At 66.1% G+C, this 16,056-nt stretch carries 14 protein-coding genes and 1 pseudogene; 1 reads left to right on the forward strand and 14 read right to left on the reverse strand.

Going from position 1 to position 16,056, the window contains the following annotated elements; all coding sequences use genetic code 11:
• Nucleotides 1-12: 12 nt before the first annotated feature.
• The 5 genes from QM741_RS04685 to glnA form a co-directional block, all read right to left on the reverse strand.
• Complete coding sequence (locus tag QM741_RS04685) at nucleotides 13-1,848, reverse strand: family 43 glycosylhydrolase (RefSeq protein ID WP_415206574.1); 1,836 nt, start codon at nucleotides 1,846-1,848, stop codon at nucleotides 13-15.
• Nucleotides 1,849-1,957: 109 nt separating this feature from the next.
• Nucleotides 1,958-3,430, reverse strand: coding sequence for an ammonium transporter (locus tag QM741_RS04690; RefSeq protein WP_415206575.1), 1,473 nt, complete (start codon nucleotides 3,428-3,430; stop codon nucleotides 1,958-1,960).
• 134 nt (nucleotides 3,431-3,564) lie between these two features.
• Nucleotides 3,565-3,903, reverse strand: coding sequence for a P-II family nitrogen regulator (locus QM741_RS04695; protein ID WP_415206576.1), 339 nt, complete (start codon nucleotides 3,901-3,903; stop codon nucleotides 3,565-3,567).
• Between the two features lie 16 nt (nucleotides 3,904-3,919).
• Nucleotides 3,920-4,684, reverse strand: coding sequence for a TorF family putative porin (locus tag QM741_RS04700; RefSeq protein WP_415206577.1), 765 nt, complete (start codon nucleotides 4,682-4,684; stop codon nucleotides 3,920-3,922).
• 232 nt (nucleotides 4,685-4,916) lie between these two features.
• Nucleotides 4,917-6,323, reverse strand: coding sequence for a type I glutamate--ammonia ligase (gene glnA / locus QM741_RS04705; RefSeq protein ID WP_415206578.1), 1,407 nt, complete (start codon nucleotides 6,321-6,323; stop codon nucleotides 4,917-4,919).
• 269 nt (nucleotides 6,324-6,592) lie between these two features.
• Here glnA and QM741_RS04710 point away from each other — a divergent pair, with 269 nt between their 5' ends.
• Nucleotides 6,593-7,114 (forward strand): tetratricopeptide repeat protein, encoded by a 522-nt coding sequence (locus tag QM741_RS04710; RefSeq protein ID WP_415206579.1) that lies wholly within the window; start codon nucleotides 6,593-6,595, stop codon nucleotides 7,112-7,114.
• A gap of 22 nt (nucleotides 7,115-7,136) precedes the next feature.
• Here QM741_RS04710 and QM741_RS04715 read toward each other — a convergent pair whose 3' ends face one another.
• From QM741_RS04715 to QM741_RS04755, 9 genes and pseudogenes are all read right to left on the reverse strand, one after another.
• Entirely contained in the window at nucleotides 7,137-8,444 is a 1,308-nt protein-coding gene (locus QM741_RS04715; protein WP_415206580.1) for an aspartyl/asparaginyl beta-hydroxylase domain-containing protein, read from the reverse strand.
• A complete protein-coding gene (locus tag QM741_RS04720; protein WP_415206581.1) occupies nucleotides 8,441-9,412 on the reverse strand; it encodes a tetratricopeptide repeat protein in 972 nt (323 codons plus the stop codon). Before QM741_RS04720 ends, QM741_RS04715 begins: the two co-directional genes overlap by 4 nt.
• Nucleotides 9,413-9,463: 51 nt before the next feature.
• Nucleotides 9,464-10,468: a YheT family hydrolase gene (locus QM741_RS04725; RefSeq protein ID WP_415206582.1), complete on the reverse strand. Its 1,005-nt coding sequence runs from the start codon at nucleotides 10,466-10,468 to the stop codon at nucleotides 9,464-9,466.
• 1 nt (nucleotide 10,469) lies between these two features.
• Nucleotides 10,470-11,271, reverse strand: a pseudogene (locus QM741_RS04730) (lysophospholipid acyltransferase family protein).
• Between the two features lie 66 nt (nucleotides 11,272-11,337).
• A complete protein-coding gene (locus QM741_RS04735; RefSeq protein WP_415206583.1) occupies nucleotides 11,338-11,775 on the reverse strand; it encodes a hotdog fold thioesterase in 438 nt (145 codons plus the stop codon).
• 37 nt (nucleotides 11,776-11,812) lie between these two features.
• Nucleotides 11,813-13,075, reverse strand: a complete 1,263-nt coding sequence (locus QM741_RS04740) for a heme biosynthesis HemY N-terminal domain-containing protein (RefSeq protein WP_415206584.1) — start codon at nucleotides 13,073-13,075, stop codon at nucleotides 11,813-11,815.
• Nucleotides 13,072-14,217, reverse strand: a complete 1,146-nt coding sequence (locus QM741_RS04745) for a uroporphyrinogen-III C-methyltransferase (RefSeq protein WP_415206585.1) — start codon at nucleotides 14,215-14,217, stop codon at nucleotides 13,072-13,074. The genes QM741_RS04740 and QM741_RS04745 overlap by 4 nt, the downstream gene beginning before the upstream one ends.
• A gap of 87 nt (nucleotides 14,218-14,304) precedes the next feature.
• Nucleotides 14,305-15,072 carry a M48 family metallopeptidase gene (locus QM741_RS04750; protein ID WP_415206586.1) on the reverse strand — a complete coding sequence of 256 codons (768 nt, stop codon included), beginning with the start codon at nucleotides 15,070-15,072 and terminating at the stop codon, nucleotides 14,305-14,307.
• Nucleotides 15,073-15,117: 45 nt separating this feature from the next.
• Complete coding sequence (locus QM741_RS04755) at nucleotides 15,118-16,050, reverse strand: recombination-associated protein RdgC (RefSeq protein ID WP_415206587.1); 933 nt, start codon at nucleotides 16,048-16,050, stop codon at nucleotides 15,118-15,120.
• Nucleotides 16,051-16,056 lie beyond the last annotated feature (6 nt).

The raw sequence follows: 16,056 nt of genomic DNA on the forward strand, positions 1-16,056 counted from the left end.
ATCTTAGTGCAATTATTCGGACACATGGACGATTTCGCTCAGTTTCGATACACCGTTTTCGTCGAATGCCTCGACGGCAACATCGTAGGCGACGCCGGCGTTGAGCGCGCGCAGATCCAGCATGGCGCCGCGATCGGCGAACACCGGGTAGCACAGGTTCAATCGATCCGGTCTCACGCCCCAGCGCACGTTGTAACCGACCGCGCCGCGCACCGGCTGCCAGCTCACGCGCAGCGCGCGTGCATCGATGCGCTGTGCGCGCACGCGCGTCGGCATGGTCGGCATACCGCCACCGGCATCGCCGAATACGCGCAGGTCGCTGATCGCCAGATGCGCGGCGCCGACGTGGCCATGCACGTAGCGCACGTAGCGCGCGCGCACCGGCTGCGGCAGTTGGAAATACGCGTTCGGCCGGTCGCGTCGCGGCGGCTCGGTTTGCGCGAGCGCATCCCAGCGCTTGCCGTCGAGCGAGGATTCGAGCCGGAATTCGGTGTAGATGTCGGGCGCGTCGCCATAGCGATCGGAATCGTAGTCGGCGAAGTTCACCTGTACGGCACGCAGCGTTTTTGCGGCACCGAGATCGAGAGTCAGGGTTTGCCCCGCTTCGTTTTTCGCGGCGACCCAGAACGTGCGCGGATTTTCGTCGGTGACGTTGTCGCCGGAAAAATCCTTCAGCGTCGACGAGGCGGTCGCGCGCTTGCGGTACGACAGCAGCATCCAGCCGGTGAACAACGTGTCGGGGTCGGCGACTTTTCCTTCGGGCATGTAGTGCGGGAAATCGCCGAAGCGCGTATCCACGCGCATCTGCCCGTCGTCCGCGAACGCGGCCGGCCACAGGCCGATACGGCGCTCGAACGGCCAGTTGTTGCCGATCCATGCCGAGCCGGTGTTCCACCAATTGCCGAACTTGTCCTGGAACGTATTGCCATGGCCCGCGCCTTCGACGAAGCCGCCGGGCTTGTAGCCGACCGGGTTGTACGGCGCGTACTCGAACGGGCCGAGCGGTGAGTCCGACACGTACGTGCCGGTCGCATAGACGTTGTATTCCGTACCCGGCGCGCCGTATTGCAGGTAGTAGCGGCCACGATACTTGGTCATCCATGCGCCTTCGATGTACGAAGGATGATTTTCCTCGCGGTGATCGCGGCCGAAGCGCTCCCATCCGTGCTGCTTCGGATCGAGTGTGAACAACGCGCGCGGCTTGCCGAGATAGGCGAAGCCTCGCGACAGGTCGACTTCGATGCCGAACAACGGGAAGCGTTCGAACGAGCCCCAGTACAGGTACCAACGGCCGTCGTCGTCCCTGAACAAATCCGGATCCCATGGTCCCGGCGCGATCCGGTCGGGAGTCGGCTCGCCGTTGTGCCAGGCCGGCAGTTCGCGATCCCACCCGGGCGGCACGGCATCGGGCAGCTTGGGCGTGAGCCGGGTCAGAAAGTCGAACTGGCCGTGGGCGGGGTCGGTTGTCACGAGGACGGGCTCGGGCGTCATCGTTGCGCGCATCAGCAGCAGGCGCTTGCCGTCCGACACCGCGGCCGGCGCGACCATGCTGGCGAACGGCCAACGGTTCGGCGTGACGAATTGCCAATCGAGCAGGTTGGTGGAACGCCAGTAGCCATCGGCCAAGGTCATGAACAGGTAGTAGGCGTCGCCATGAAGCACGACGACCGGGTCGGCACCGGTGCGGTAGGAAATCTTTTCGTTGAGTTGTTCGAAGTTGTAGCGGTAGTCGACGTCGACGGGATTCGCATATGTGCGCGCAGCGCGCGCAGTTTGCGCCGATGTCGCGGCGCCGGCGCAGCCGAGCGCCAGTGCGGCGATCGACGAAACGATCTTGGGTGTCTGCATGATTCGAGCCCGTGTGAAAACGTCATCATCGCAGACTGAATCCGGATCCGCCGGAACGTTCTCGACGAAACCGGCGGCGCGAAGCCGCCGGGTTTCGTTCCCGCACGCATCACATGTCGTAGGCCGACTCGCCGTGCGAGGAGATGTCGAGGCCTTCGCGCTCCTCTTCCTCGGTCACGCGCAGACCGACGAGCAGGTCGGCGATCTTGAACGCGATGAAGGCGACGACCGCCGTCACCACGATCGTGATGAGCACCGCCTCGGCCTGGATCAGCAACTGCGCGCCGAAGCCCGGATAGCCGGTGGTGCCCTTGACCCAGTCCTGCGTCGAGCCGGGGCCGCCGAGGCTCGGCGCGTTGAAGATACCGGTCAAGAGCGCACCGCTGATGCCACCGAGCGCGTGCACGCCGAACACGTCGAGCGAGTCGTCGGCCTTGATCAGCTTCTTCAGCCCGGTCACGCCCCACAGGCAGATCACGCCGGCGAGCAGGCCGATCGCGAACGCGCCGGGAATGCCGACGTTGCCCGCGGCCGGGGTGATCGCGACGAGGCCGGCGACCGCGCCCGAGGCGGCGCCGAGCATCGAGGGCTTGCCTTTGACCAGCCACTCGGCGAAGGTCCACGACAGCACCGCGCAGGCGGTGGCGAGGTAGGTGTTGATGAACGCGAGCGCGGCCGAGCCGTTCGCCTCCAGCGCGCTGCCGGCGTTGAAGCCGAACCAGCCGAACCAGAGCAGCGAGGCACCGATCATCGTCATCGTCAGGCTGTGCGGCTTGATCGCCTCGCGGCCGTAGCCGACGCGCTTGCCAAGCACGAACGCGCCGACCAGGCCGGCGACGCCGGCGTTGATGTGCACGACCGTGCCGCCGGCGAAGTCGAGCGCGCCGAGCTGCCAGATATAGCCCGCCGTGGCGTTGAGCGCATCGACCTTGGACGCGTCGGTATACGCATCGGGCCCCTGCCAGAACCAGACCATGTGCGCGACCGGCAGGTAGCTGAAGGTGAACCAGATCACCGAGAAGATCAGCACCGCCGAGAATTTGATGCGCTCGACGATCGAACCTAGGATCAGGCAGACCGTGATCGCCGCGAACGTCGCCTGGAACGCGACGAAGACGAGTTCATAGAGCGGCGTGTTCTTCGAGAACGTGCCCGCCATCGAGAACGAGCCGTCGGCGGAATTGAACGTGCCGTTGAGGAACAGGCGCGAGAATCCGCCGAAGAACGCATTGTTCTCGGTGAACGCGACGCTGTAGCCGTACACGCACCAGAGCACGCTGATCAGCGAGAACACGACGAACACCTGCATGAGCACCGAGAGCATGTTCTTGGTGCGCACGAGGCCGCCGTAGAACAATGCCAGCGCGGGAACGCTCATCAACAGCACGAGCGCGGTCGAAGTCAGCATCCAGGCGACGTCGCCCTTGTTCGGCGTGGGCGGAGGCGGTGTCGCCGGTGCCGCAGCAGCAGCCGCGTCCTGCGCGTAACCGTGTTGCGCAAGCAGCAGTGCGAGCGCGCCGCCGCCGAGCGCAACGAGAAGCGGAAAATAGCGCCGGAAGTCCACTGAAGTGTGCATAGACATAACCCTTGGAAAATTTGAAAGTGCTGCCATGGATGGCCGCTTCGTAACCTTCGCGGTCAGGGACGAGCGCATGGATCCGAAAGTACGGTCATGGATGGCCGCTTCGTAACCTTTGCGATCAGGGACGTGCGCACTCATAACGCATCCTTTCCGGATTCACCGGTGCGGATGCGCAGCGCCTGTTCGACGGAGCTGACGAAGATCTTGCCGTCGCCGATCTTGTCGGTGCGCGCGCCGGCGATGACCGCATCGAGCGCGCGCTCGAGCAGTTCGTCGGGCACGACCGCCTCGATCTTGATCTTCGGCAACAGGTCGACGATGTATTCGGCGCCGCGGTAAAGCTCGGTATGGCCCTTCTGCCGGCCGTAGCCCTTCACCTCGGTGACGGTCAGGCCCGACACGCCGGCCTGAGTCAGCGCTTCGCGCACTTCCTCGAGCTTGAACGGCCGGATGATTGCAGTGATGAGTTTCATGCTGCCTCCTCTGGAATCAAAAGGTCTTGGTTAAGGACGCGACGCCTGTGGAGCGGCCCTGGAACGTGCCGTCGGGGAAGGTGTAGACGGCTTCGTCGGCGTTGGTGTCGTACCAGGCGACCGCGAGCGACCAGCCGCCGTCGAAATTTTTGGTCACGCCGAGCTTGTAGTCGGTGTAGCTCGCCGCATTGAAGTGGTTGACCTTCTGTCGGCCGATGTGCGCGTTGAGCACCCAGGTCGGCACGAACTCGTAGTTCGCCGACAGGTCGAGATACTGCGAGTGCTTGGTGTCGGGCAGGCCGAACAGGTTGGTGAAAGCGTGCGAGTACTTGAGCGAGACGAAGCTGTAGCTCAGTGCGATGTAGCCCTCGAGCGTATACGGCAGTTTGTAGCCGACGTTCTTCGGATAGTCGCCCGGGTAGTAGTACTCGTACAGTCCCACGTCGACGCCGATCGCATCGCCGATCTTGGTGCGATAGCCGCCGTAGAAGTCGATTTCGAGACTGCTCGACACGTCCGGGACGTAATCGTGCAGCCAGTTGATGTTGCTGCCCCAAGTGCCGACGTAGAAGCCCGAAGCATGGTCGATTTCGATGCCCGCCTGCAGCGCGGGTTCGGTGTTGGTCTGGGTCAGGCCGCGGAAGATGTAGTCGTTGGCGATCGTCACCGTTCCCGGAAAGGTCCAGTCGGGCGTCGGTGCGGCCGGCGCGTCGTCGGCCAGCGCGGCGGTTGGAGCAGAGAACAAGGCGGTTACGGCAAGTACGAGGGCAATGCGTCTCATGTTGTGCTTACCTCTGGTCTGCTGTGGAAAGGGAAAAATCTGCGGCTACGCGCGTCGCGCATCCGCACACGCGCAGCATGTCGCCGCGCGATGATTTCTTTCTCCTGTCCCTCCCCGGCAGACGACCTTTTTGAACCCGTCGTTGTGCCCTTGCTGCTCCTGTATTGCTCGCGAATGCGTTTGATGGATCGATCGCGGCGCGCGACGCGCGCGGCCACGACTTCGTTCGTCGTCAGATCGAGTAATACATTTGATATTCGATCGGATGCGTCGCCGCGCGGAACTTCGACACTTCGCCCATCTTCAATTCGATGTAGGCGTCGATGAAGTCGTCGCTGAACACGCCGCCGGCCTTGAGGAACGCGCGATCCTTGTCGAGCGCGTCGAGCGCCTGATCGAGCGAATGGCACACGGTCGGAATCTTCTTTTCCTCTTCCGGCGGCAGGTCGTACAGGTCCTTGTCGGACGGTGCGCCCGGATCGATCTTGTTGAGGATGCCGTCGAGGCCGGCCATCATCAGCGCGGTGAACGTGAGGTAGCCCGTGTTCATCGGATCGGGAAAGCGCACTTCGATGCGGCGCGCCTTCGGCGAGTGCACGAACGGAATGCGGCACGAGGCCGAGCGGTTGCGCGCCGAATAGGCGAGCATCACCGGCGCTTCGAAGCCGGGCACGAGGCGCTTGTAGCTGTTCGTGGTCGAGTTCGCGAATGCGTTGATCGCGCGCGCGTGCTTGAAGACGCCGCCGATGTAGTAGAGCGCGGTCTGCGACAGGCCGCCGTAGAGGTCGCCGGCGAACAGGTTGGTGCCGCCCTTGGCCAGCGACTGGTGCACGTGCATGCCCGAACCGTTGTCGCCGACGATCGGCTTCGGCAGGAACGTCGCGGTCTTGCCGTTGCGGTGGGCGACGTTCTTGATCACGTACTTGAGCGTGAGCAGCTCGTCGCCCTTCTTCGTCAGCGTGTTGAACTTGGTGCCGATCTCGCACTGGCCGGCGGTCGCGACTTCGTGATGGTGCACTTCGACGGTGAGGCCGCAGGCCTCGAGGATCTTGCACATCTCGCTGCGCAGGTCTTGCAGCGAATCGACCGGCGCCACAGGGAAGTAGCCGCCCTTGATGCCGGGACGATGGCCCGAATTGCTGCCGTCGAACTTGTCGTTCGTGCTCCAGGCCGCTTCTTCGGAATGGATCTCGAAGCTCGCGCCCTGCATGTCGTTCTTGTAGCGCACCGAGTCGAAGATGAAGAACTCGGGCTCCGGCCCGAAGAACGCCGTATCGGCCACGCCCGACGATTTCAGGAATGCCTCGGCGCGCTTGGCGACCGAACGCGGACAGCGCGTATACGCCTGCATCGTCGACGGTTCGAGCACGTCGCAGGTGAGGATCACGGTAGGGATTTCGGCGAACGGATCGAGGATCGCACTGTCCGGATCGGGCATCAGCACCATGTCCGAATCGTTGATGCCCTTCCAGCCCGAGATCGACGAACCGTCGAACATCTTGCCGTCTTCGAACAGGCTCTCGTCGATCCCCTTGGCCGGGAAAGTGACGTGATGTTGTTTGCCGAGCATGTCGGCGAAACGCAGATCGACGAATTCGACGTTGTTGTCTTGGACGAGCTTGGTGAAGCTGGCGGACATGGAGATTTCCTTGGTTGAAGTATTGGACGGTTAAATTTTAGCAACCACTATGCCAACACTGAAAAGATCAGTATTATCAAATAATTATCACTTTTTATGGTTGCGTCGCAGCACAGCATTGCTCGAATATGGTGCATATATCTTCAATTTGCACTAATTTTGAACAATGAGAGCGATCGCCTGTTGCGGCCGCGAAACGCGTGGAACACCCCACGGCTTATCGATAGGCTTGCCGCGAATTCAACAACCACCCGTGCAAAGGAGCCGCAATGAAAATTCGTCAGACCGTACTCGCCACCCTGATTTTCGCTGCCGGCATCGGCATCGGTTTCGCCGGGCAGCAAAAGCTCGACGTCTCCCTGTTCCAGGGCAAATCCAACCAGGAAGCCGCGTGGGCCTTGCTCGGCGCCGCTCGCGCCCAAGCCGGAGACGGAAGCTGGGAGCGCATTGCGATCGGCCGGGTCTACTATCTGGGCGGGATGAAGGCCGAAGGCCAGGCGATCTTCGACCAGGTGCTTGCGGAAAAACACAAGCCCAGCGACGAACTGCGCATCGCGCGCGTCTATCGCGAGGCGGGCGAATGGGCAAAAGCCAAACCGCTGTTCGACCAATATCTGGTGGAGACGCCGAAGGACCAGACGGACATCGCCGAAGTCGGCGCCTATTATTTGATGAACGGAGACCGCGCCAAGGCGGAAGAGCTTTTCACACGCTCATTCGGCCTCAAGCCCGAGTTGTGGGCGACCGTCGCCGCCGCCGGCGGTTACCTCAACGTGGCACCGCAGGAATAGCGCTCGTCCGCGGCGGCGGGGGTCAGCCGTGCATGCCCGCTGCGCGATTGAAATCGCCGATCGCGCCGACGAGTACGGTCACCGCCTCGCGCTCCACCTCGGTGAGGTGCGGATTCCAGCAATCCATCAGCATGACTGCGCGCATCGAGGCGCCGCGGTTCCAGGCTTCGTGCTCGAAGGTGTCGTCGAAGGTGAAGCACTCGCCTTCGCGCCACTCGCGTTTTTCGCCGCCGACGACGAGAGCGCAACCATCCGGCACGATCAGCGGCAGGTGCGTGACCAGGCGTGCGTTGGTCACGCCGCGGTGCGGCAGGATGTGCGTGCCGGGCGTCAGCAGCGAGAAGCAGATTTCCGGCGCGTGTTCGCGGATACGCACGAGCGGCAGTGCGTCGAGGATCGCCGCGGTACGCGGGCAACGTGCGCAGTTTTCGTCGTGGCGCTCGCCGTGGCGATGAAAGAAGAACGCGTCCCACGCCGGCGGCGCCTCCGCCCCGGCGAGCTGGTCGCCGACGCGGTCGAGCGCATTGGTGCCGAGAAACGGCGCGATGCCTTTCTCGCCGCGCAGCACTTCGAGAAGTTCCGCGCGAATCACGTCGGCCTGGTCTTCGAGCATCGCATACCACGGGAACAGCGCGCGATCGAAGTACGGCGTCGTCGGCAGACCGGGAAAATAGAGGAATTTCGGCCGCTGGCGCGGATCGGGCCAATCCGCCTTCGCCGCGCCGACGTAGATGTCGAGACAGCGCATCGTGCGCGCGAGCGCCGCAGCGCCGCAACGCGCGCGCAGCGGTTCGAGCGCCGCGGCGAAGAGCGTGCGGCGATGACGGTCGGCGAAATCCATCGCCTGCCGCACGCTTGCACGCATCGCCGGCGGCGTGGTCTCCTCGCTGAGCCAGAGCCCCCGCGCCTGCGCGGCGACGATCGCCCCGAAATAGTGCGTTGCGGCCTCGTGCGCGCGACCGGCGTTTTCATGGATCTGGGCGAGGAACAGGCGCGCGCGGAACGCCTGCGGATCGAGACCGAGCGCGGTTTCCAGCGCCGCCGCCGCGGATGGCGCATCGCCGGCGGCGAGGCGCGCGAAACCGAGGTTCTTCCACGATTCCGCGCTGCCCTGCTCGACCGCGACCGCACGTTCGAGCAGCGTCGCCGCCTGCACGGCGCGGCCGCCAAGCAGCGCGCGCTGGGCAAGGTAATTCAGCGCTTCGAGATGATCGGGATCGTGCGCGAGCACGCGGCCGAACGCGGCATCGGCTTCGTCGTGGCGTGCGGCTTGCGCGGCAGCGCGCGCCTGCTGCAATTGCGCCTCGAATGCGGTGTCGGCCGGCGTCATCGCGTTGCGCGCGCGAGTTCGGCGCGTACCTGCGCCGCCTCGTCGCCGCGGCCGAGCCGATCGAGCAGCGCGGCGAGCTGCGGGCGCAGCACGTTCGCATCGGGCGAACGCGTCACGCCGTCGGCGAGATAGCGTGCGGCGGCCGCGCGGTCGCCAAGCTTTTCCATGCACCAGGCGCAGGCGTTGATCACGCCGGCGTGCGTGGGGTCGAGTTCGAGCGCGCGCCGGTAGAACTTGAGCGCCTTCACCGTGTGTCCGTGCTTGCGCGCGATGTCGCCGAGCCCCGCGTTCGCGCCGAATTCCTGCTTGCGCTCGGCGAGCAGCGCGGCGAAACCCTCGCGCGCGGCTTCGTCCTTGTTCTGGCGCAGGCGCGAGCGGGCGAGGAAAAGCCGGGCGATGCCCGAAGCCGGGTCGAGGCGAACGGTGTTGGCGAATGCCTGCTCGGCAAAGGCAAATGCCCCATGCGCGAACAGTGCCTGACCGAGCGCGACCTGGATCGCGGCATCGTCCGCTTTCAGTTCCGCCGCGCGGCCGAGGAGCTTCGCCGCGGCCTGCGCATCGCCGCGCGCAAGCTGGATGTTGCCGAGGCCAAGCAGAATCAGCGGATCCTCCGCGTCGAGGCCGCCGTCGCGCAGCTGCGGGTGGCCGGGTACGCCGGGCGCTTCGACCAGGTTCGGATCGAGCTCGAGCGCGCGCAGGAACGCGCCGCGCGCGGCCTCGTCCTCGCCGAGCCGCATGAGCACGCCGCCGAGCGAAAGATGCAGCCGCGCGGCCTCGGGTGCGAGCTGCACCGCGCGCCGCAGCGGCTCGATCGCCGCCGCGCTGTCGCCGCGCTGGTGCAGCAGCACGCCGAGCAGGTGCCAGGCGTCGACGTCGTCCGGCTCGGCGGCGAGATGTTCGCGGTAGCCGCGTTCGGCGGCGGCGATGTCGCCGCCACGATGCAGTGCGAGAATTTCTGCGAAGGTCATTTGCGCGAAAAGCGAGCGGAACGAATCGACATGATAGGTGAAACGGCGCGGTCAGGGACGCTCGCGCAGTCGCGCGTACATGCGCTCGACGAGAAAATCCTCCGCCCAACTGTGCAGCCGCGCGTCGCCGATGAAACCGCAATGGCCGCCGTGCGGCGCGATCACGAGTTCGGTCGCCGACGCGAGTTTCAGTTCGCGGAAATCGGCGACCGGGATGATCGGATCGTCCGCGGCGGTCAGAATCGTCGCCGGCACGTCGAGCGCGGCGAGGGCGTCGCCGGTCAACGCATAGCCATTGAGATAGTTTTCGAGCGAACCGAAATCGGTGTGGCGCGCGACCAGGCTGCGGGTCAATTCGCGGATGCCGCCGCGCAATTCGTCGCGGGTGAACAAATCCACTTGTGGAAAAAGCGACTGCTTGCGCCGCAACGAAGCGCGCCATTTCTTGAGGAAATAATATTCGTAGACCGCGGGCGCCGCCTCGATCGCGTGCATCGCCGCGATCGGATTGAGCGGCGGACAGACGGCGAACGCCCATGCGAGCGGCACGCCCGCCCCGCGCGCGCGCAAGGCCACGCGCAAGGCGAAATTGCCGCCGAGCGAATAACCGCCGACGATCAGCGGACGCTCGGGAAACATCGCCGCGACCGCCTTGACCGCGCCGACGACTTCGCCGATGCGGCAGGAATGGAATATCTCGCGGTTGAGATGGTGCGTGTCGCCGTGGTCGCGGAAATTGAGGCGGAACACGTCGCAGCCCTCGGCGAGCAGGCGCGCACCGGTGTGGAGCACATAGGTCGATTGCGCGCTGCCTTCCCAACCGTGCAGCAGCACCGCCAGCGCGTGCGGCCGCGGCAGCGCGGTCTGGCGCGTGTGGAAGCCCTGCAGGCGCACGCCGTCGCCGCAGTCGAGGACGTGCTCGATCGCGCCGCGATCGATCGACGCGCCGCGGCGGCGGAAAACCAGGCGCCGGATGCCGCTCGAGGCGAGCACCGACTGCACGTGCGGATTGCGCAGCCAGCGATGCGGATGGAACGCGCGCGTCCGGGCGTTCACTTCACTCGTGGCCGAGCGCCGCGGCGATGCGCGCGCGCGCGGCTTCCGCGATCTGGCGACGACCCTCGTCGCCGGCCGCAAGCGGTTCGAGAAAATGCACCTCGGCGTCCATGCCGGGGCCGCCGAGCACGCGCACGGCGTTGGCGAAGAAACTCTCCGACGCGGCGAACGGCACGGACGGATCCATTTTTCCACTTTTGCCGTAGCACAGCGCCACGGGCTGGATCGGCACGCGCGCATCGGCGGCGACCTGGAAGATGCGCGCATGGAACGTGCGCAGGCGATCGCCCGGCCCGGTGCCGCCTTCGGGGAACACGCCGGCCGAGCCGCCCGCGTTCAAATGCACGACAACGGACTCCATCACCGCGCCCAGCGAATGCGTTCGAGCCGCGCTGGTGGTAGATCGTGCCTGCGCGCGTCGCCAGCCAACCGACGAACGGCCAGCGCGCGATCTCGCTCTTGGCGACGAAGCTCATCATGCGCTGGCTGTGCATCAGCTCGATGTCCATCCACGACACGTGGTTGGCGACGAACAGGGCCGCGCCCGGCAGCGGCTGGCCGACGCGGCGAATGCGGAAACCGAAAATACGGATCAGCGCGCCCGACCACCAGCGCGTCGCCCAGTGGTCGAAGCGTTCGCCGTTCACGCGCAGCTTCGTCCCGAGCGGCGAGAACGCAAACACCGCCAGCGGTGGCGCGATCACGACGTGGATCAGCAACAACGGCACGCGCACGAGGTAGCGCAGCGGGCGCAGCCAGTCGCTGCGCCGGGGCTCGTCGCGGTTTTGCGGCAGTGCATTCATCGTTCGCGATGGTAGCCAAGCGCGCTGCGCGCCGCTACCGCCGCGATGCAGCAAACAGGGTGCGATTCAGCTTGTGGGAATCGCCTGCTTCGGCACCACCGCCATCGTCAGGCGCGAGATGCAGACGAGCCTGCCGGCTTCGTCCTCGATGCGGATTTCCCACACCTGCGTCGAGCGGCCGACGTGCAGCGGCCGCGCGGTGCCGGTGACGGTGCCGCTCGCGACCGCGCGCACGTGGTTGGCGTTGATGTCGAGGCCGACGACGTAGTAATCGGGATCGCAGCACAGCATTGCCGCGTAGCTGCCGAGCGTTTCGGCGAGCGCGACCGAGGCGCCGCCGTGCAGGATGCCGTAAGGCTGGTGCGTGCGCGCGTCGACCGGCATCGTGCCGCGCACGTAGTCGTCGCCGATCTCGGTGACCTCGATGCCGATCGTCGCCATCAGCGTTTTCTGGTTCGCTTGCTTGATCCGGGCGAGGTCGGGCCGGGTTTTCCACAAAGACATGGACGATCCTTTCGTTGCGTGTTTACGTGTTGTCGATCTACTGCCGCGGCAGCGCGAGCGTCGGTACGCCGTGCGCGCTGCGTTGCTCGACCACGCTGGCGCGCGTGTCGAGCGCGCCGTGCAGCATGTCGGGCAGTGTTTCGGTTTTCTCGTCGCGCGCCGCGCGCAGGGCGTTGCGGTAGGCACGCTGCGCGGTGTCGGCGTCACCGAGGCCGGCACAGGCATCGCCGAGCGCCTCCCACAGCGCCGCGTCGGGCGCGATCGCGAGCCCGCGACCGAGATATTCGCGCGCCTTGCCCCAGAGTTCGCTCTGATTGCAGAAGCGGCCGAGCGTGAGCATCAGGCCGGCACTGTTGGGCTGCGCGGCGATCCAGCCTTCGGCCTGACGCAGACGTGCGGCGACGTCCGCCGGTCCGAGTTCGCCGTAGGCGCGCACGAGCCGTTCGGACCAGTCGCGGCGCAGCGCGGCTTCGAGTTCGCCCATCGCGGCAAGCGGCTGGCCGAGCGCCGCCGCGCGGCGGGCGTAGGCGATGACCACTGCCTCGCGCTGGCGTCGGGCACGGCCGAGGCCGGTCCAGATCGCATCGAGCGCGGCGGCGTTCGTCGCGCCCGCGAGCGCGGCGACGAGGGTTTCCGTTTCGAGGTCGGCGAACGCGTCGTCCGTCAGCGAATGCGTTTTCGCGAGCGCGGACAGTGCCACCAGCGCCGCGCCCGAATCGCCGCAACGCGTGGCCGCTTCGATCAGACTTTGCAGTGCCGCGGGCGGCAGCGTCGATTCGGCCATCCCGTCCTTGAGCAGGTCGAGCGCCTTTTCGTTCTCGTCCCGTTCGAGCAGAAAGCGCGCGCGCAGCGCCAGCGCCGCCGCCGGCACGGTTTCGGCTGCCGCGTCGAGCGCCGCCGTCGCCTGCCCGGCGTCGCCCTGCGCCTGCGCGGAACGCGCCCGCGCGAGCAGCGCCGGCGCCTGCAACGCGGCGACGTGCGCGGCGCGTTCCAGCGACTTCGCCGCCTGCGCATGGCGGCCTTCGACCGCGGCGACGAGCCCGTCGGCGATGCGCTCGTGCCCGCGCCGCAGCGCACGTTTGCGCCATGCGCGCTGCGGCCAGAACAACGCGCGCAGCACGAGGCTCAATACCGCCCAGAGCAGCACCGCAGCGATCACGCCGAAGACGAAACTCGTCTCGATGCGCCACCCGGCGAAACGCAGGCGCACCTCCCCAGGATCGAGCGCGAGCGCGTGCCAGCCCCACGCCGCGGCGAGCGCGACGACGAGCAGCACCAGCACGGCGATCCACGACCTCACGACTGACCTTCCGGCTGCGCGGGCACGGCGACCGGCTTCGATGCAGGCGGTGATGCGGCGGGTGTCGTTTGCAGGCTGTGCGTCGTGCGCAGATTGCGCAGTTCCCTGAGCGCCGCGCCGAGCACATTCGGCGCGGGCGGCGCGATCGCCGTCTTCGCCAGCGCGGCCAGCGTCGCCTGCGCCTTCGCCACCTCGGACGAGGCGCCGTCGAAATCGTGCGCGAGTTGCGATCGGGCGACGCCGAGCGCTTGCTGCCAGCGCGACGAATCGCGGACCAGCAAGGCACTCTGCGCATCGCGCAGGCTCGCATCGAGCAGCGCGCGCGCCAGCGACGGATCGTTGCTGCCGAGGCTGCCCCCCTCGTCGGCGTCGCGGCGAATGCGGATGAACTCGCCGAAGATGCGCGCGAAGCGCGAATCCGGTTGCGCCGCAGCCGTTGCCTCGCCGTGCCGCGCGGCCGGGAACTGCGCCAGCGATTCGCGCAACTGCGCCAGCGTCTGCTGCGCCGCCGACGGCGGATTTGCCTCGAGCGCGTTCAGCGCGACGATCTCGGCATCGATGCTCTGGCGCACCTGCGCGAACGCCGCGTCGTTGGTCTGCGCGAGCGCCGTGTCGGCGAGCCGGTATGCGGCCAGCGACGGTGCCGGATCGGCGAACAGCGCGTAGCGTTCCTGGGCGAGCACGAGAAAGAGTTCCGCCTCGTCGAACAGCAGCGCGTCGTGGCCCGACAGGCGCTTCTCGGCGAGATTGGCGATCGCATCCTCGGACAGGCGCGTGCGCTCGGACAGGCCGAGCACCTGCGCGCGCAGCGATTCGTTGACCTTGGCGGTGTCGTCGAGGCGCGTGCGCAGCGTCTGCGCTTCGCTCTTCGACGCATCGGCGCTGTGTCGCAGCGCCTCGACCTCGTCGCGCAGCTTCTGCGCGGCGGAAACCTCTGACTGCGCCGTCGCCTCGTGGCCTTGCTCGATGCCTTGCAGCCGCCAGTAGCCGTAACCCCCGGCGGCAAGGATCAAGATCAGCAGCAGCCAGCCGAAACCGCCTGCGCCGCGACGACGCGCGGGCGGCGGCGTGGACGTCGTCGCAGCCGCATCGCTCGCCGGCGGCAAGGCGTTGAAGGAATCGGCGGCATCGTGTTCGCTCATGTCCGCATGCTAACCAAACGCCGCGTCGCATGCACGGGCATGGTCCGCCGCACGGACTACGAACGCGCTTTACTCCACGAGCGGCGATTACGCCGCTTCGATCAATCTCGACAATTCGGCTTTCAACGCATGCCCGCGCGCCTTGAGCCAATCGCGTTGCTCTTTCCAGTCGGGATAGAGCAACCCGACCAGCGTCCAGAAGCGCGGCGAGTGGTCGCGGTAACGCAGGTGGCAGAGCTCGTGGATGACGACGTACTTCAAGGCTTCCGGCGGGGCGAGGGCGAGGGCGAGATCGAGCGTGACCGAATCGCGCGTGTCGAGGCTGCCCCACAGGCTCTTCAGCGGCTTCACGCGCACGCCGCTCGGCGCGCGGCCGAGTTCGGGCACGTAGCGCGCAAGCAGGCGCGAGACGTCGCGCCGGATCTGCGCCTGCAGGAACGAGTGCAGCAGCGAACGCGCCGCGCTCAGCGTGCGCTTGTTGTGCGGCTTCGGCAGCGTGAGCACGAGACGGTCGTCGCCGTCGAGTTGAATGTGCGGGAACGCGCCGTCGCGCCAGACCAGACGCTTGGTCTCGCCGCGCAGCGGAATCAGCGTCGGCCGGCCCGGCTCGATCGGCGGCGGCGCGTCCTCGATCTGCAGTTCGTCGAGCTTGCGTTCGAGCCAGTCCGCGTGCTTGCGCAGGAAGGCGAACACCTGCGCCGGATGCGTCGACGGCGGATAGGAGACGCGCGCGCCGCCCGAGGTGACGGTCAGGCGCAGGCGGCGTGCGCGCGGATGCGCGGCGCGCAACACCTTGATCGTGTCGCCGTCGTCGGTCGCGAGTTCGAGATAATTGTTTTGCTCTGCCAAGGTCATACAGACGAACCTCATGATTGCCTCGGCGTCGCGTAACCGGATGGCTTACTTTTTGTCGGAAGGCCGGGGCAACCCGAACCATTCCTCGAATTTTGCAAACAACCGTCTCAATTCCAGAGACATCAGCGCGAAGACCGCGTCGAGTTCGGCGGCGGCCTGATTTTCATCAGTCCCGCCCCTGTCGCCTTCGCCGAGTTCGTCCTGAACTACGTCGAGGAAACGCAACTTGCGCACCACGAGGTCTTCGCCGAGGGAAAAACTCAACCGGTCCTCGAACGTCAGCCCCAGCGCGAACACCTGCTTCCCGCTCTTGAGATGCTCCCGCACTTCGTCCGTTTCAAGCTCCTGGCGTCGGCAGCGGACGATCGCGCCGGATTCGACCGGATCGCGCAGCTCGCATTCGTCGCCGAGCGCCAGACCGGCGGGCAGCTTGCCGTTGGCCAGCCAGTCCGTCATCAGCGCACGCGGCGACTCCTCGGCGGCCATCGGCACGGCCGGGAAGCTGCCGAGCGCCTCGCGCAATTGCGTGACGGCCTCTTCGGCGGCTTTCTTGCTCGCGGTATCGACAACGAACCAGCCGTCCTGACTGTCCAGATAAGCATTCCGCTTTGACAGGCGTATGAAAGCGCGCGGCAATAGATCGGTCAACACCTCTTCCTTGAGCCGCTTTCGTTCACGCCCACCGGGTTTTCTACCAGTTTTTTCGGCGATCTTCTGCAAACGTACAGCTAATTCCTCGTTTATCACCGACGATGGCAGAAGTTTGTCCTCGCCGCCGAGAGTCAACAGGGCGAATTCGCCGACCCGATGCGTCAATGCGTCCTCGTTGCGGCCGAACGGCGATATGAAACCGCGCGTGGCCAGCTCGATCGGTCCGCACGGGCGCAAGCGTTTTTCGGCGAGATCGTCGTCGAGCGATTTGAGCGATTTGGCGACGGCGGGTGAAAAGCGGAACAGGGTCAGGTTGCGAAACCACATGGGGAT

The organism is Rudaea sp., from assembly GCF_047601565.1.
Lineage (GTDB): Bacteria > Pseudomonadota > Gammaproteobacteria > Xanthomonadales > Rhodanobacteraceae > Rudaea.

What these genes read in the sequence shown, in the direction of transcription:
- QM741_RS04685 (WP_415206574.1), bottom strand. Translation starts at nt 1,848, where the DNA reads ATGCAGACACCCAAGATCGTTTCGTCGATCGCCGCACTGGCGCTCGGC.
- QM741_RS04690 (WP_415206575.1), bottom strand. Translation starts at nt 3,430, where the DNA reads ATGTCTATGCACACTTCAGTGGACTTCCGGCGCTATTTTCCGCTTCTC.
- QM741_RS04695 (WP_415206576.1), bottom strand. Translation starts at nt 3,903, where the DNA reads ATGAAACTCATCACTGCAATCATCCGGCCGTTCAAGCTCGAGGAAGTG.
- QM741_RS04700 (WP_415206577.1), bottom strand. Translation starts at nt 4,684, where the DNA reads ATGAGACGCATTGCCCTCGTACTTGCCGTAACCGCCTTGTTCTCTGCT.
- glnA (WP_415206578.1), bottom strand. Translation starts at nt 6,323, where the DNA reads ATGTCCGCCAGCTTCACCAAGCTCGTCCAAGACAACAACGTCGAATTC.
- QM741_RS04710 (WP_415206579.1), top strand. Translation starts at nt 6,593, where the DNA reads ATGAAAATTCGTCAGACCGTACTCGCCACCCTGATTTTCGCTGCCGGC.
- QM741_RS04715 (WP_415206580.1), bottom strand. Translation starts at nt 8,444, where the DNA reads ATGACGCCGGCCGACACCGCATTCGAGGCGCAATTGCAGCAGGCGCGC.
- QM741_RS04720 (WP_415206581.1), bottom strand. Translation starts at nt 9,412, where the DNA reads ATGACCTTCGCAGAAATTCTCGCACTGCATCGTGGCGGCGACATCGCC.
- QM741_RS04735 (WP_415206583.1), bottom strand. Translation starts at nt 11,775, where the DNA reads ATGTCTTTGTGGAAAACCCGGCCCGACCTCGCCCGGATCAAGCAAGCG.
- QM741_RS04745 (WP_415206585.1), bottom strand. Translation starts at nt 14,217, where the DNA reads ATGAGCGAACACGATGCCGCCGATTCCTTCAACGCCTTGCCGCCGGCG.
- QM741_RS04750 (WP_415206586.1), bottom strand. Translation starts at nt 15,072, where the DNA reads ATGACCTTGGCAGAGCAAAACAATTATCTCGAACTCGCGACCGACGAC.
- QM741_RS04755 (WP_415206587.1), bottom strand. Translation starts at nt 16,050, where the DNA reads ATGTGGTTTCGCAACCTGACCCTGTTCCGCTTTTCACCCGCCGTCGCC.